The organism is Massilia sp. 2TAF26, assembly GCF_052115005.1.
Classification (GTDB): domain Bacteria; phylum Pseudomonadota; class Gammaproteobacteria; order Burkholderiales; family Burkholderiaceae_D; genus Telluria.
Genome location: NZ_JBFRFV010000008.1, coordinates 100,305 through 114,540 on the forward strand (window position 1 = coordinate 100,305; position 14,236 = coordinate 114,540).

The 14,236-nt window shown below is 67.8% G+C and carries 11 protein-coding genes; 3 read left to right on the forward strand and 8 right to left on the reverse strand.

Features of this window, described 5'->3' with window-relative positions:
* Positions 1 to 36 precede the first annotated feature (36 nt).
* The 6 genes from AB4Z32_RS10800 to AB4Z32_RS10825 are packed head-to-tail and all read right to left on the reverse strand — an operon-like array spanning position 37 to position 6,060.
* On the reverse strand, positions 37 to 657 hold the full coding sequence (locus AB4Z32_RS10800) for a tRNA-uridine aminocarboxypropyltransferase (protein ID WP_442121843.1): 621 nt from the start codon (positions 655 to 657) through the stop codon (positions 37 to 39).
* Between the two features lie 37 nt (positions 658 to 694).
* Positions 695 to 1,318: an NADPH-dependent FMN reductase gene (locus AB4Z32_RS10805; RefSeq protein WP_442121844.1), complete on the reverse strand. Its 624-nt coding sequence runs from the start codon at positions 1,316 to 1,318 to the stop codon at positions 695 to 697.
* Between the two features lie 28 nt (positions 1,319 to 1,346).
* Entirely contained in the window at positions 1,347 to 2,729 is a 1,383-nt protein-coding gene (locus tag AB4Z32_RS10810; RefSeq protein WP_442121845.1) for an efflux transporter outer membrane subunit, read from the reverse strand.
* Between the two features lie 8 nt (positions 2,730 to 2,737).
* The gene (locus AB4Z32_RS10815; RefSeq protein ID WP_442121846.1) at positions 2,738 to 3,838 is read right to left on the reverse strand and encodes an HlyD family secretion protein; all 1,101 of its coding nucleotides are present in this window, start codon (positions 3,836 to 3,838) and stop codon (positions 2,738 to 2,740) included.
* Between the two features lie 21 nt (positions 3,839 to 3,859).
* Positions 3,860 to 5,584, reverse strand: coding sequence for an MFS transporter (locus AB4Z32_RS10820; RefSeq protein ID WP_442121847.1), 1,725 nt, complete (start codon positions 5,582 to 5,584; stop codon positions 3,860 to 3,862).
* The gene (locus AB4Z32_RS10825) at positions 5,581 to 6,060 is read right to left on the reverse strand and encodes a MarR family winged helix-turn-helix transcriptional regulator (RefSeq protein WP_442121848.1); all 480 of its coding nucleotides are present in this window, start codon (positions 6,058 to 6,060) and stop codon (positions 5,581 to 5,583) included. Before AB4Z32_RS10825 ends, AB4Z32_RS10820 begins: the two co-directional genes overlap by 4 nt.
* A gap of 193 nt (positions 6,061 to 6,253) precedes the next feature.
* On the opposite strand from AB4Z32_RS10825, the gene AB4Z32_RS10830 reads away from it, so the two are divergent.
* Both AB4Z32_RS10830 and AB4Z32_RS10835 read left to right on the forward strand, forming a co-directional pair.
* Positions 6,254 to 7,504 (forward strand): dienelactone hydrolase family protein, encoded by a 1,251-nt coding sequence (locus tag AB4Z32_RS10830; RefSeq protein ID WP_442121849.1) that lies wholly within the window; start codon positions 6,254 to 6,256, stop codon positions 7,502 to 7,504.
* Positions 7,505 to 7,630: 126 nt separating this feature from the next.
* Positions 7,631 to 8,833 (forward strand): esterase/lipase family protein, encoded by a 1,203-nt coding sequence (locus AB4Z32_RS10835; protein ID WP_442121850.1) that lies wholly within the window; start codon positions 7,631 to 7,633, stop codon positions 8,831 to 8,833.
* A 28-nt stretch (positions 8,834 to 8,861) separates the two neighbouring features.
* On the opposite strand, the gene AB4Z32_RS10840 is transcribed toward AB4Z32_RS10835, so the two are convergent.
* Together AB4Z32_RS10840 and AB4Z32_RS10845 are read right to left on the reverse strand one after the other, a co-directional pair.
* Positions 8,862 to 9,785: a pyridoxal-phosphate dependent enzyme gene (locus AB4Z32_RS10840; RefSeq protein ID WP_442121851.1), complete on the reverse strand. Its 924-nt coding sequence runs from the start codon at positions 9,783 to 9,785 to the stop codon at positions 8,862 to 8,864.
* Between the two features lie 17 nt (positions 9,786 to 9,802).
* On the reverse strand, positions 9,803 to 11,713 hold the full coding sequence (locus AB4Z32_RS10845; RefSeq protein WP_442121852.1) for a PAS domain S-box protein: 1,911 nt from the start codon (positions 11,711 to 11,713) through the stop codon (positions 9,803 to 9,805).
* A 235-nt stretch (positions 11,714 to 11,948) separates the two neighbouring features.
* Between AB4Z32_RS10845 and AB4Z32_RS10850 the strand changes: the two genes are divergently transcribed.
* Positions 11,949 to 14,213: an ATP-binding protein gene (locus AB4Z32_RS10850; RefSeq protein WP_442121853.1), complete on the forward strand. Its 2,265-nt coding sequence runs from the start codon at positions 11,949 to 11,951 to the stop codon at positions 14,211 to 14,213.
* Positions 14,214 to 14,236: the final 23 nt, after the last annotated feature.

The following is a 14,236-nucleotide window of genomic DNA, read 5'->3' on the forward strand; positions in this document are numbered from 1 at the left end:
GGATATACAGTATCGTACACCTGCTTTATTGTTGGTTCAAGCGCGAAATAGACGGGATTGTTGTTCCACAAACCGATCGAATCCGTCGAGCAACGAAGTGTAGTGTTCAGGCCGGTTTTCGAGGCGGGACAGCGCATGCACGGCCGCTTCCAGCGACGACAGCTGGTCCGGCGCATGGGCCTTGCGAATCCGATAAGCCGAAGGCGGCAGTTCCTGCAGAGCCAGGCGCGGCAGGCACTGCAGCGCAGGGTTCAGGTAGAGCATCTTGCGACTCTTGCGCCAGGTGGCGTCGAGCAGCACCAGGCGCAGCGCCTCCGGCTGCGCCAAGCCGGCAGGATCGAGCGGCGGCGGCGCCGGCAGGCCGAGCGCGGCTTCGCCGGGGGTGTGCGGGTACAGCAGCAGCGGCCTGCGTCCGTCCGCATTCAGGGCCGCGTCCAGCTCGGCGGCGGCAAACGCCTCGCCGACCAGCAGCCGGCTCGACGGCAGGGACAGGTGCAGCAGCCGCGCGCTGTTCTTGGCGTGATGCACCTCGAGCGGATGTTGCAGGACCAGCAGCTCGACACGGCTGGCGAGCGGCGCCGCGAAGCCGCAGATGCAGGCGCTCCGCGCGCGCAGGCAGGCGGCGCAGGTGGCGCGCCGGGAAGCTGAAGGTGTCATGGGCGGCGATTGTACTCTCCGCCCGGCGGACGAAACATCAAAAACTGCCGCCCACCCGCTCCCCGCGCGGCGGCATATTGTCCGGCTCCGGCACCGGGGGATCGTCCTTGCGCAGGGGCTTGAGCGCCCCGCTCCACCGCACCACCTGGTCGAGCATGGTCTCGACCGCGCGCTCGTGGTGCTCGGCCGGGTTGAAGGTGGTGAAATTCTCGAAGTCGGTGAACAGCGACAGCATCACCTGGGCGCGCACGTCGGCCACCATCAGCTCGCCCATCACCAGGCGCAGGTTCTCGATCGCGCGCGCGCCGCCCGCGCTGCCGTAGCCGACGAAGCCGGCCGCCTTGTTGTTCCACTCCTTGTACAGGTAGTCGATGGCGTTCTTCAGCGCGCCGGACGTCCCGTGGTTGTACTCCGGCGTGACGAACACGAAGCCGTCGAACCCGGCGATCTTCGCCGCCCAGGCCTTCGTATGCGGCTGCGAATACTGGCCCATCGACGGCGGCACCGGCTCGTCCAGCAGCGGCAGGCCGAAGTCCGCGATGTCGACCAGTTCGAAGGCGGCGTCGCCGCGCGCGGCCGCGCATTCCATCACCCAGCGCGCCACGTCGGGCGCCTTGCGTCCGGGGCGGGTGCTGCCCACGATGATTCCCACATTGATCATGCTCCCCTCCATCCATGCGATTGGTGATTCATGGTGCCACGCGCCAGCCTCCCCCCAGCGCCCGGTACAGGTCCACGTGCGCCGCCAGCCAGCTGGCGCGCAACTGCAGCACGGCGGTTTCGGCGCTGAAGGCGTTGCGCTGGGCGTCCAGCTCTTCCAGGTAGGAGGAGTAGCCGTTGCGGTAGCGGTTGTGGGCGATGCGCAGGGCCTCGGCGGTGGCAACCCGGCGCGCCTCGGTCTGGTCGAGCTGCTCGCGCAGGCGCTGCACGGCCGTCAGCGCATTCTCGGTCTCGGCGAAGGCGTTGCGCACCACCGATTCGTAGGCGAACACGGCGCGGTCGCGCAGCGAGGCCGAGATCTCGGCCTGGGCGCGCAGGCGGCCGGCGTCGAACAGCGGCGCCAGCACGCTGCCGCCCACGCTCCACAAGGTGGTGCCGGCGCCCAGCAGGTCGGGCAGCGTGTGCGCATAGCCGCCGACCGATGCCGTCAGGCGCAGCGAGGGCAGCATCTGGTCGCGGGCGGCGGCCAGGCTGGCGTCGGCGGCGGCGATGGCCGCTTCCGCCTGGGCGATGTCGGGCCGGCGGCGCAGCAGTTCGGACGGCAGGCCCGGCGCGATGCCCGGCGCCCGCAGCGCGACCAGGCCGGCGCCGCGCGCCACCGGTCCCGGATTGGCGCCGGCCAGCAGGGCCAGGGCATTCTCCTGCTGGGTGATCGAGCGTTCCAGCTGGGGCACCACGGCGGCCGTGGCGCGGTACTCGGCCTCGGCCTGGGACAGTTCCAGGCGCGAGCTGTAGCCGACCTCGAACTGACGCTTCGCCAGCGCCAGCGACTGCTCGCGCGAGGCCAGGGTCTGGCGCGCCAGCGCCAGCTGGGCATCCAGGCCGCGCAGGTTCAGGTAGCCGGACGCGGTGCTGGCCGCCACCGACAGCGCGGTCGCCTCGGCCGCCGCCTGCTGGGCCGCGTAATCGAAGCGCGCCGCCCGGGTCGCGGCCTCCAGCCGGCCCCAGGGATCGATCTCGTAGGCCGCCTGCACATTACCGGTGATGCTGGTCGATTCGATCGGCGTACCGAAGGGCCCGATGCTGCGCGCCCGGGTCGGCCCCGCGCTGACGGACAGGTTCGGGGCCAAGGCCGAGCGCGCGATCCCGATGCGGGCCTGGTATTCCTGCAGGCGCGAGCGCGCGCTGCGGATGTCGCCGTTGCGCGCCAGCGCCTGGGCCACCAGGGCGTCCAGCGCCGGGTCGCCGAAGGCCCGCCACCATTCCTGCTCGACGGCGGCGTTCGGCCCCACCTGCAGGGGCGCGCGCCAGGCCGCCGGCACCTCGAGCGTGGAGCCCGGGCGGTCCTGCACCGGGATGCGGCAGCCGGCCAGCAGCAGCATGGCAGCGCCGTAGGCGAACGATGCGCGCACGGCCCTCTTCATCGCTGCTGCCCTTTCGGCGCGGCGGCGGGGGCGCCGGTATCGATGCTGGCCACCACCGACATGCCCGGCCGCAGGCGCGCCGCCAGTTCCTGGTTGGGGTCGATGCTGATCCGCACCGGGATGCGCTGGGCGATCTTGACGAAGTTGCCGGTCGCGTTGTCCGGCGTGATCACCGAGAACTCGGAGCCGGTGGCCGGCGAGATCTGCTCGACGTGGCCGCGCATCTTCGCGTGGTTGAGGGCGTCGACGGTGAAGCTGACAGGCTGGCCCAGGCGCACGTCGGCCATCTGCGTTTCCTTCATGTTGGCCACCACCCACATGGTCTGCGGCACCAGGGCGGTCAATTGGGCGCCGGCGTTGACGAAGGCGCCCAGGCGCACCGTCACCTGGCCCAGCTGGCCGTCGCGCGGCGCCAGGATGCGGGTGTTGGCGAGGTCGATCTCGGCCAGGCGCACGGCCGCCTCGGCGTTGGCCACCGCCGCTTCCAGCGAGGCGCGGTTGACGTCCACGGTCTTGAGGCTCTGGCGCGAGATCTCGAGCGCGGCGCGCGATTGCGCGGTCTGCGCCACCGCCTGGGCGTGGGCGGCGCGGGCGGCGTCGCGCTCGCGCGCCGACAGCGAACCGTCGGCGGCCAGTTCCTCGACCCGGCGCAGGTCGGCCTGGGCGCGCTGGGCCTGGGCCGCCGCATTCGCCACCGCCGCCTGGTTCTGGGAGATGGTGGCGCGCGCGCTCTGCTGGCTCTGGGCGAAGTTGGCGAGCGCCGCGCGCTGGGTCGCCAGCTGGGCGCGCGCCTGCTCCAGGCGCTGGTTGTAGATGCGGTCGTCGATGCGCATCAGGAGCTGGCCCTGGCGCACATGCTGGAAGTCCTGGACGTCGACCTCGACGATGTAGCCGGACAGCTGCGGGCTGATGATGGTCACCTGCCCGCGCACGGTGGCGTTCTCGGTACTCTGGATGGTGCTGCGGAAGGGCGGCAGGTCCCAGGCGTACAGGACGATGAGGACGCCGATCAGGGCGATCAGCGCGAACACGGCGCCGCTGGCGATCACGTGGCGGTTCGATTTGTCCTGGGAAGCGTTGGTAGTGGTCTCGGCCATATTGTCGTCGTATTCAAAGGATCAGGTCGGGCGGATGGTGCCGTCGGCGGTCGGCTCGGGCGGTTCGCCGGCGGCGTTGGCGATCGGCGAGTCGGTCACCGTCTCGGGGGTGGACGACGGCGGCGGCGCCGCGGCGGGCGGCGCCACATAGGTCAGCCACAGCGCGCGTCCGAAGATCCAGGCCGCCAGCAACGCGGCGAGGATGGAGATCGCCAGGAACACGTCGTTGTAGGCGAGGATGTTGGCTTCGCGGGTGACGGTCTGGCCCAGCACCGCAATGCCCTGCCGCGTGCGCGAGGACGGATCGGCCAGCACCCGTCCATAGGCCGCCGCGCCCTGCTGGATGCGGGCCGCCACCAGCGGGTCGAGGCTGCTGAGCTCATCGGCCAGGTTCGAGGAGTGGAATTTTTCGCGCATCACCTGCCAGGTGCCGAGCAGCGAGGAACCGAGCAGGCCGCCGAGGTTCTGGGTCAGGCCGAACAGCACCGAGAAGGTGATCAGGTTGGCCGGATTCGTGATCACCGTACCCAGCAGGGTGAGCAGCAGCGGCCCGAGGAAGAACACGCCGCCGAAGGCCAGCAGGCCCTGGCTGACGTACATCTCTTCGGGGCGTGTCAGGCTGGTCGCGTGCGAGTCGATCCAGGCCCCCATGGCCATGATCAGGAGGGCAACCACCTGGGGCGCCATCAGGTGCCTGGGGTTGTAGACCAGGGCCGACATGGCGATGCCGAGCAGGGTGCAGACCAGCACCACCAGGAACAGGGTCTGCAGCTGGTCGTTGTTCAGGCCGACCATGCGCAGGAAGCCGACCGCGCCGATGCTCTGCTCGGACAGCACCACGCGCACCAGCACCATCGCGATGAACAGGCGCGCGATCATGCCGTTGGTCAGCCAGCGCAGGTTCAGCAGCGGATTCTTGCGGTTGTGCTCGACGGCGACGGCCGCCAGCAGCAGGACCACCGACACGGCGAGCGCCACGCCGACCCAGGGCTCCTGGGTCCACCACAGCACCCGGCCGAAGGTCAGGACCGCGCACAGCAGCGCCATGCCGGGTGCGAACAGCGCGAAGGTGAGAAAGTCGGTCGGGCGGAAGGCCCGGAAGCGGTCGCCCGGCGGCAGCTTGAGCCACAGCACGGCGCCCAGGGTCACCAGGGTCAGGCCCAGCTCGAACAAATAGAGGCCGCGCCATTCGGCCACTTCCAGCAGCCGGGTCGAGAACAGGTAGGCGATCGGCTGCGCCAGCTGCGAGATGCCGGTCGAGATGATGATGCCTCGCGGCCGCCACTCCTTCTTGAATGACTGCAGGGTGTAGTACAGGCCCAGGGTGGACAGCGCGGCGCCCACCATGCCGTGCGCCGCCCGCACCGCGATCGCCGAACCGAGGTCGTTCACGAACAGGTGGGCGAAGGTCACCAGCGCGTACAGCACCAGGAAGAATTCGGTGAAGGCGCGCAGGCCGAACTGCTGGCGGAACTTCACCAGCAGCAGGTTCATCGAGACATTCGTCATGACATAGGCGGTCGGCAGCCAGTTGGTCTCGGCGGCAAAGGCGCCCAGCGCGCCCTGCAGGTTGACCAGGTTGACCGTCACCAGCGCATTACCGAGACCGCCGGTCAGGCTGACCAGGCTGCCGACCAGGAAATAGGCGATGCGGCGCGGCGTGGAATGCCTGGGGAAGGATGGGCCGCCAGGCATGGTCGGCCGTTCGTCCGGGTGCCATTCGCGCGGCGCATATTTATCGCTCATGCACTCTCCAGCACCTGCTGCCACTGCTCGAGCACGTTCACGGCCATCGCCACTTCACCGGGGTTGAGATGCGCCAGTGCCTCGCGCCGCATGGCATCGGCGTGCTCCCTGAGCTTGTCCTCCATCTCCCGGCCCTCCTGCGTGAGCACGACCAGCTTGACCCGCCGGTCCTGCTGGCTCGGGACCCGCTCGATCAGGCCGGCGGCGGTCAGGCGGTCGATGGTCGTCACGAGGGTGGCGCCATCGACGCCGAGCTGCTGCGCCAGGGCCGTCTGCGAGGGTCCTGGTGCCTCATGCTCGCCGACGCCACGCCGAAGCTCCGCCAGCGCGGCGATGGCGCTCCAGCCGGCCACCGTCAGACCGTAAGGCTTCAACTGGCGTTCCAGCGCCTTGTTCCATGCGCGTCCACCGCCTTGCAGGGCCTGGGTGAACAATTCGCCAAGGCGGTCATTGAGCCGTTCATCGAAAGTAACCATGGGGCCACCCAATCGTTGGACATTCTAATTATCTGCCTGTTCTGACAAATCTGGCCACACACAAAGATTTAATGCGCGAATTGGTTATTCGGATATTGCTCTGAGAAATTACAGTGCTTAGAATCAATTTATTCCCCTAAGCAATTGGTTCTTGCCGGATGCATCCGTAAGGCCGCTGTTCCCAGAGTCTTCCATGTTTAGAGTACGCGCTTTTGTTCGCCACCTTACGTCCGCACTGATCATCGGGCTGGCCATGCTGCCGGGCTTTTCCGTCGAGCAGGAGTTGCAACTCGACTACCGGATCAACGAGCACATCATCCTGATCCCGGCCGGCAAGAATCATCAGGCGCGCCTGGAAACGACGGTGTTCTCGCCGAATGGCCCGGGCCCCTTCCCGCTGATCATCATCAACCACGGCAAGGATCCGGGGCACCCGAACCTGCAGCCGCGCGACCGCTTCTATCACATGGCCCATGCCTTCGTTGCCCGCGGCTACGCGGTGATGGTGCCGATGCGCCAGGGCTTCGCCAACTCGACCGGCCGCTACCGCGACCGCGGCTGCGACATGACGGCCAACGGCTACATCCAGGCCGAGGACATCATGGACACCCTGGCATACGCCCGCGAGCAGAAATGGATCGACGCCGACCGCATCGTGGTGGCCGGGCAGTCCTACGGCGGCCTCGCGACCATGGCGCTGGGCACCCGGGAACTGCCGGGCGTGCGCGGCCTGATCAATTTTGCCGGCGGCCTGCGCGACGACAGCAACGGTTGCGGCTGGCGCTCGGCCCTGGTCTCGGCCTTTGCCGAATACGGTTCGCAGAACAAGATTCCGAGCCTGTGGATGTACGGCCAGAACGATTCGCTGTTCGGCCCGGAACTGGTGGCGCGCATGCACGACGCCTTCGAACAGGCCGGCGGCAAGGCCCAGCTGGTCGAGTACGCGGCGTTCAAGCGCGATGCGCACGGCATGCTGGCCAGCCGCGACGGCGAGAAAGTCTGGCTGGCCGACACCATGCAGTTCCTGGAGCGCGTCGGCATGCCGACCAAGGTGGTCTACAAGGTGCCCCAGCCACCGATGCCGCAGGCAACCAATTTCGCAAAGATCGAGGACGTCGAGGCCGTGCCTTTCCTCAGCGAGAACGGCAAGCGCGCCTATGCCGAATACCTGACCAAGATGACCCCGCGCGCCTTCGCGGTGTCGCCGAGCGGCGCCTGGTGCTGGGCCGAGGAAGGCGAAGCGCCGGAAGCGCGCGCCCTTGCCACCTGCTCGGCCAAGAGCGACAAGCCGTGCCGCCTGTATTCCGTCGACGAGCACGTGGTGTGGAATCCGGACCTGGCCGAGAAGGCCGCGGTCACGGCATCGAATACGCCGGTGCCGGCGCCCGCGGCCGATTCGGCGGGTACTGCGCAGATGGGTGGTACCGCGGTTGTAGCGAATTAAGTGCAAACGCCGTGCCCGCCTTCGCGGGGACGACGTTTGAGGGCGCAGGCCGACGTTTGGTACCGCGCAAACCCCCTACCCAATACCAATTCGACAATGTAGCGTCCGCCACCAAGGGAGAGCTACATGCCGTCGTTTAACACAACAAGCACCCGAGCGCTGCTGGCCCTGGCCTGCCTGCTGGGCAGTGCAACGGCCGGGGCCGCCAACAACCATCCTGTCGTACTGGTGCACGGCTTCCTCGGCTTCGGGCCGGATACCTTTCCCTTCAGTCGCTTCCTGTACTGGGGCGGCTACCACGACATCGCGGCCCGCATGCAGCGCTACAAGGGGCCGCATGCGGTCTACACGGCCGGCGTCGGCGCGATCAGTTCGAACTGGGACCGCGCCGCCGAACTGTACGCCCAGATCAAGGGCGGCTGCGTCGACTACGGCGCCACCCACGTCGCCCGCCACGGCTATCCCGGCCAGCCGCAAAAGCCGGCCGGCAAGTGCTGGGCCGCCGATCCGGACAACAATCCGCACGATTATCCCCTCGCCTTCTATCCACAATGGGATGCGGCGCACCCGGTCCACCTGATCGGCCACAGCCAGGGCGGCACCACGATCCGCGCCCTGGTACAGCTACTGGAACACGGTTCGCCCGACGGCGACGAAGGCGGCGGCGAGCTTTACCGTGGCGGCAAGGCCGGCTGGGTGTCGAGCGCGGTGACGATCTCGGCGCCGCACAACGGCACCACCCTGCGCGACGCCGTGCTGGACGTCCTGCCGAATTTACGCAGTCCGCTGCGCGACATCCTCGACAGCCGCCTGGCGCACTGGGAGCTGGCGCCGGACGGCGCGCGCGAATTCAACCGCTGGGCGCAGACCTCTCCCTCGGTCTACTGGTTTTCGCTGGGGACGCGGGCGACGGTGGCGGGCGCCTGGTGCTGCAACGGCAGCGACCGCGTGCTGGCACCGATCCAGAGCAGCCGGTTCCAGTATCCACGCGACGACATGATCCCCTATTTCAAGCTGTTCGCGGGCGAGTTCATCGCGGGTTCGCTGGCGCAGCCGGGCATGGGTTCCTATACCCAGTCGGCGCCCGGGAGAGTGCGGATCGACGGCAGCTGGTTCGCCAGCGACGGCGTGGTCAACACGGTGAGCATGCGCGCGCCCGCCGGCCATCCGGTGCGCGACTACGACGGCCGGGCCGTGCGCGGCAGCTGGAACTACCTCGGCACCTACGACGGCTACGACCACTTCGACATCCTGAACTGGCCTAACCCGGGACCGTCGGCCGATCCGGTCTACGACCGCATCTGCGACATTATTTTCGGCCTGGAATAAGGTAGGGTGGGCACGCCTTGCCCACGATTCAGGCAGCCAGCTCGCGGCCCCAGCGCTGCAGCTGTTCGACGGTGGCCGTGACGCCGCCGCACACGACCACCAGCACGCGCTCGTAAGCAGCGAGCCTCTCGCCGGCGCGATAGGCCAGCGCCAGCGAGGCGCCGCAGGCCGGTTCCACCACGACGCGATGGTCGTCCATGAAGCGCAGGCAGGCCTCGACGGCCTCGCGGTCGCTCACCACCACCGGCTCGACCGGACGGCGGCGCGCCAGTTCGAAAGCCTGTTCCGACACCTTGCGCGCGCCCAGCGAGGTGGCGATGCTGGTGATGGCCGGCAGTTCGATGCGCTCTCCGGCCCGCAGCGAGCGCGCATGGGAATCGGCGCCTTCGGTCTCGACGGCAATGACCGGCACCGCATCCCAGCCATGGCGCCGCAAACCTTCGGCCACGCCGCACAGCAGGCCGCCGCCGCCGACCGACAGCACCACCGCATCGGGAATCAGGCCGGCGCGCGCCACCTCGTCGATCATGCTCGCGTGGCCCTCCCACAGCAGCGGGTCGTCGAAGGGGTGGATGAAGGCGTCGGTGGCGCCCAGCATCGCTTGCGCCAGCGCGTTCGCTTCCTGGAAGGAGGCGCCATGGACGACGATTTCGGCGCCCTCGCGCGCGATCAGCTCGCGCGCCCTGGCGCTGGCCGTCTCCGGTACCACCACGGTCACCGGCAGGCCGAGCCGGCGTCCGGCGTGGGCGGCGGCGATGCCGGCATTCCCGCCCGAGGACGAGACGAAGCGCCGCGCCCCGCGCAGCGCGTACTGCTCGCAGGCGTGGCCGATGCCGCGCAGCTTGAACGAGCCGGAAGGCTGCAGCGCCTCCATCTTCAGCCACACCGACTGGCCGGGCCGGGTGGCCATGGCGCCCGAGGGCAGCAGCGGCGTCTCGACATGCAGGACCATCGTCGCGCCCGCTCCGCCTACATCGCCGTGCGCAGGGTGCGCGCCAGGTCGGACAGCCGGTAGGGCTTGTTGACGAAGGCGAACTCGTTCAGGTCCTGGCCATGGCGCTGCTTCAGCGCCGGCAGCGGATAGCCGGAGGCCAGCATGATCTTGGTGCCGGGATAATGGGTGCGCGTGTAGCTGGCCAGCTCGAGGCCGTCCATCCCGTTCGGCATGACGACGTCGGTGAACAGGATGTCGACATCGAGCTGCTCCATCATGTCGATCGCCTCGCGGCCGCTGGATGCCGTCACCACGTCGTAGCCCATGCTGGTGAACAGCGAGGCGGCGACATCCATCAGGTCCGGCTCGTCCTCGACGATCAGCACGCGCTCGACATGCGCACGCTTGTCCTCGTGGGCCTCGGACACCACCGCCGGCAGGTAGATCGAGATCGTGGTGCCCTCGCCCTGCTTGCTCTCGATGACCACGTCGCCGTCCGACTGCTTGATGAAGCCGTAGACCTGGGACAGGCCCAGGCCGGTGCCCTTGCCCACTTCCTTGGTGGTGAAGAAGGGTTCGAAGGCGCGCCGCGCCACGTCGGGCGGCATGCCGGTGCCGGTATCGCTGACCGAGATCCGCACGTAGTCGCCGGCCGCCAGGCTGCCCGCCTCGTGGTGGCCGATCGTCACGTTGCGGGTCGCGATGACGATGCGGCCGCCGTCCGGCATGGCGTCGCGCGCGTTCACCACCAGGTTCAGCAGGGCCGACTCGAGGCGCGCGCTGTCGATCACCGCGCTATGCGCATTGCGGTCGAGGTCGACCTCGAACTCGATGCCGGCATTGACGGCGCGCCGCAGCACGGATTCGAAGCCGGTGACGATGCGGTTCAGGTTGCGGGTCTCGGCCTGCAGCGGCTGCTGGCGCGCGAAGGCGAGCAGCTGCTGGGTCAGGCGCGCGCCGCGGTCCACCGCGCGCCGCATGCTCTCGATGGTGCGGGTGTCGCTGCCCTCGCCGCGCTGCATCGCCAGCACTTCCAGGCCGCTCGACAGCACCGACAACAGGTTGTTGAAGTCGTGCGCGACGCCGCCCGTGAGCTGGCCGATCGACTCCATCTTCTGCGCCTGGTACAGCGCGGCGTTGGCGGCTTCCAGCGCGTCGGCGATGCGCTTCTTCTCGGTCAGGTCGCGGGTGATCTTGGCAAAACCCACCAGCTTGCCTTCGTCGTCGTGGATGGCGTCGATGATCACGTGGGCCCAGAAGCGGGTGCCGTCCTTGCGCACCCGCCAGCCCTCGGCCTCGAAGCGCCCCGTCTCGGCGGCGGTCGACAGCGCCTGTTTCGGCACGCCGGCGTTGTGGTCCTCGGCCGTGTAGAAGCGCGAGAAGTGGATGCCGACGATCTCGTCCTGGGTATAGCCCTTGATCCGCTCGGCGCCCGAATTCCAGTTGGTGACCGTTCCTTCCGGCGACAGCATGTAGATCGCATAGTCGGTCACGCCCTGCACCAGCAGGCGGAAGCGCTGCTCGCTCTCGCGCAGCCTGTCCTCGGCCTCCTTGCGCTCGGTGACGTCGCGGGTTACCTTGGCAAAGCCGAGCAGGACCCCTTCCTCGTTGTAGATGGGGTCGATGACCACGTGGGCCCAGAAGCGGCTGCCATCCTTGCGCACGCGCCAGCCTTCGGATTCGAACTTGCCCTGCTCGAGCGCGGTCTTCAGCGCGCGCGCCGGCAGACCGGATTCCCGGTCTTCCTCGGTGTAGAAGCGCGAGAAATGCTGGCCGAGGATCTCCTGCGCCACATAGCCCTTGAAGCGGTTCGCGCCCGCGTTCCAGCTGCTCACGTGCCCTTGCGGGTCGAGCATGTAGATCGCGTAGTCGTTGATACCGGAAATCAGGTACTGATAGCGCCGCTCATCCGACAAGATTTTCTTTTCCTGCATGTGTTCGCTCATGGCTTGCCACTCGTGTCAGAGGCACAAATTCATTGATCCAAATCCACTTCATGATACACCCAGCCTGTTCGCCCAGCCCGCACGCGTAACAAGGGATTTCACAATTCTGCATTAGTCATACCGTTGTCTTATCGCCGCATGGGCAACATTGCCAGAATACCTAAAGAAGGGTACCGCACGGCATTCAATGTAAAATGGCGGAGTTGAAATTTAAGTTTTACATCATCCCACGTACATGAATCCGGCCTCTTCCGCCCCCGTACTCGACCTGTCGGCCTGCGACAGGGAGCCGATTCGCACGCCCGGGAGCATCCAGCCCCACGGCTTCATGCTGACCCTGTCCGACGGCCTGGAAATCCTGCAGGCCAGCGCCAACCTGGGCGACTGGACCGGTTTCGGCGTCCAGGAAGCCGTCGGCCGCCCGCTCGCCGAGGTGACCGGCGAAGCGGCCGCCCTCCGCCTGGCGCCGGAACTGACGGAAAATCTGGGCTCGCGTCCCTATTACGTGGGCACGGTCACGATCGGCAATGGCCGCCATTTCGACGTGCTCGGGCACCGCTGGGACGAGCTGACCATCCTCGAGTTCGAACCGACCGAACGCGCCGCCACGGCCGATTTCCGCCACCTGTATTCGCTGATCGGCGACTTCCTGCAGAAAGTGAACAGTGCCGAGTGCGTGGAATCGCTGGCCCGGCTGGCCTGCCACCACGTGCGCTCGGTGACGGGTTTCGGCCGCGTGATGGTGTACAAATTCGACCGCGACGGCCACGGTCACGTGATGGCGGAGGCCAAGCAGGAAGACTACGCTTCCTACCTGGGCCAGCATTTCCCGGCCTCCGACATCCCGGTCCAGGCGCGCCAGCTGTACGCGCTGTCGCCGATCCGCCTGATCCAGGACGCCAACTACACGCCGGCGCCGCTGGTCCCGGCCATGAATCCGGTCACCGGCAAGCCGAACGACCTGTCGTTCGCGGTGCTACGCAGCGTCTCGCCGGTGCACCTGCAGTACATGCGAAACATGCGCACGCTGGCCTCGATGTCGGTGTCGCTGATGGTCAAGGGCAAGCTGTGGGGCCTGATCTCCTGCCACAACGAGGGGCCGTCCCCGGTACCCTTCGAGCAGCGCACCGCCTGCGAGCAGCTGGGCCAGCTGCTCGCGCTGTGCATCGAATCGCGCGAAGATGCCCACGAGCTGCAGTTCCGCCTGGACCTGCGCCGCATCATGGTGTCGATGCTGGCCGGCCTGACCCAGGGCAGCGATTTCATCGAGAACCTGTCGAGCGTCTTCCCCGAGCTGCTGCGCTTCGCGCGCGCCACCGGCGTCGCGGTGGTGGTCGACGAGCGCGTGCTGACCTATGGCGACACGCCCGAGCAGGACGATATCCTGGGCCTGGTCGACTGGCTGGCCGTGCACGGCCACGGCGACATCTACCACACCGACAACTTATCGTCGGCCTGGCCCGAGGCGGCAAAAATGGTGCGCAACGCCAGCGGCCTGCTGGCGATGCCGATCTCGCGCATCCACAAGCATTACCTGCTGTGGTTTCGCGCCGAATACGTGCACACGATCGAATGGGCCGGCAACCCGCACGACAAGCTCGTGCAGGCGGCGGCCGGCGGCCCGGCCGCCGGCACTCCGCTGCAGCTGTCGCCGCGCACCAGCTTCCAGGCCTGGCGCGAGACCATCCACGGCACCAGCATGCCCTGGCATGGCGGCGAGATCGAACTGGCGCTGGAATTCCGCACCGCCCTGCTGGGCATCGCCCTCGAGCGCGCCGAGCAGATGGCCGAACTGGCCGAGGAGCTGACCCGTTCCAACAAGGAGCTGGAAGCCTTCTCCTATTCGGTCTCGCACGACCTGCGCGCGCCGCTGCGCCACATCGTCGGCTTCGCCGACCTCCTGATCGAATCGGCCGGCAGCGAGAACGGCGAACAGCGCCAGCGCTTCCTCAAGAACATCAAGGAGGCGGCGCGCATGGCCGGCAAGCTGGTCGACGACCTGCTGTCCTTCTCGCAGATGGGCCGCGCCTCGCTGCGCCCGACCACGGTCGACATGAACGACCTGGTGGCCGCCTGCATCGACAAGCTGGCGCTGGAAACGCGCGGCCGCAACCTCGAATGGGACATCGCCCCGCTGCCGGCGGCCTACGCCGACCCGACCTTCCTGCACCTGGCGATGCTCAACCTGCTGTCGAACGCCGTGAAGTTCACCGGGAAGAAGGACCCGGCCATCATCCGCGTCAGTGCCGAAGACACGCCCGGCGAGACGATCTTCCATGTGGCCGACAACGGCGCCGGCTTCAACATGGAATACGCGCACAAACTGTTCGGCGTGTTCCAGCGCCTGCACCGCATAGAAGACTTCCAGGGTACCGGCATCGGCCTGGCCAACGTGCGCCGCATCGTCGAGCGGCACAATGGCCGGGTGTGGGCCGAGTCGGTGCAGGGCGAAGGCGCGACCTTCTCCTTTGCCATTCCAAAACATGTTTCAAGCAACTGAATTCACTGATCGAGTCCTCAAGG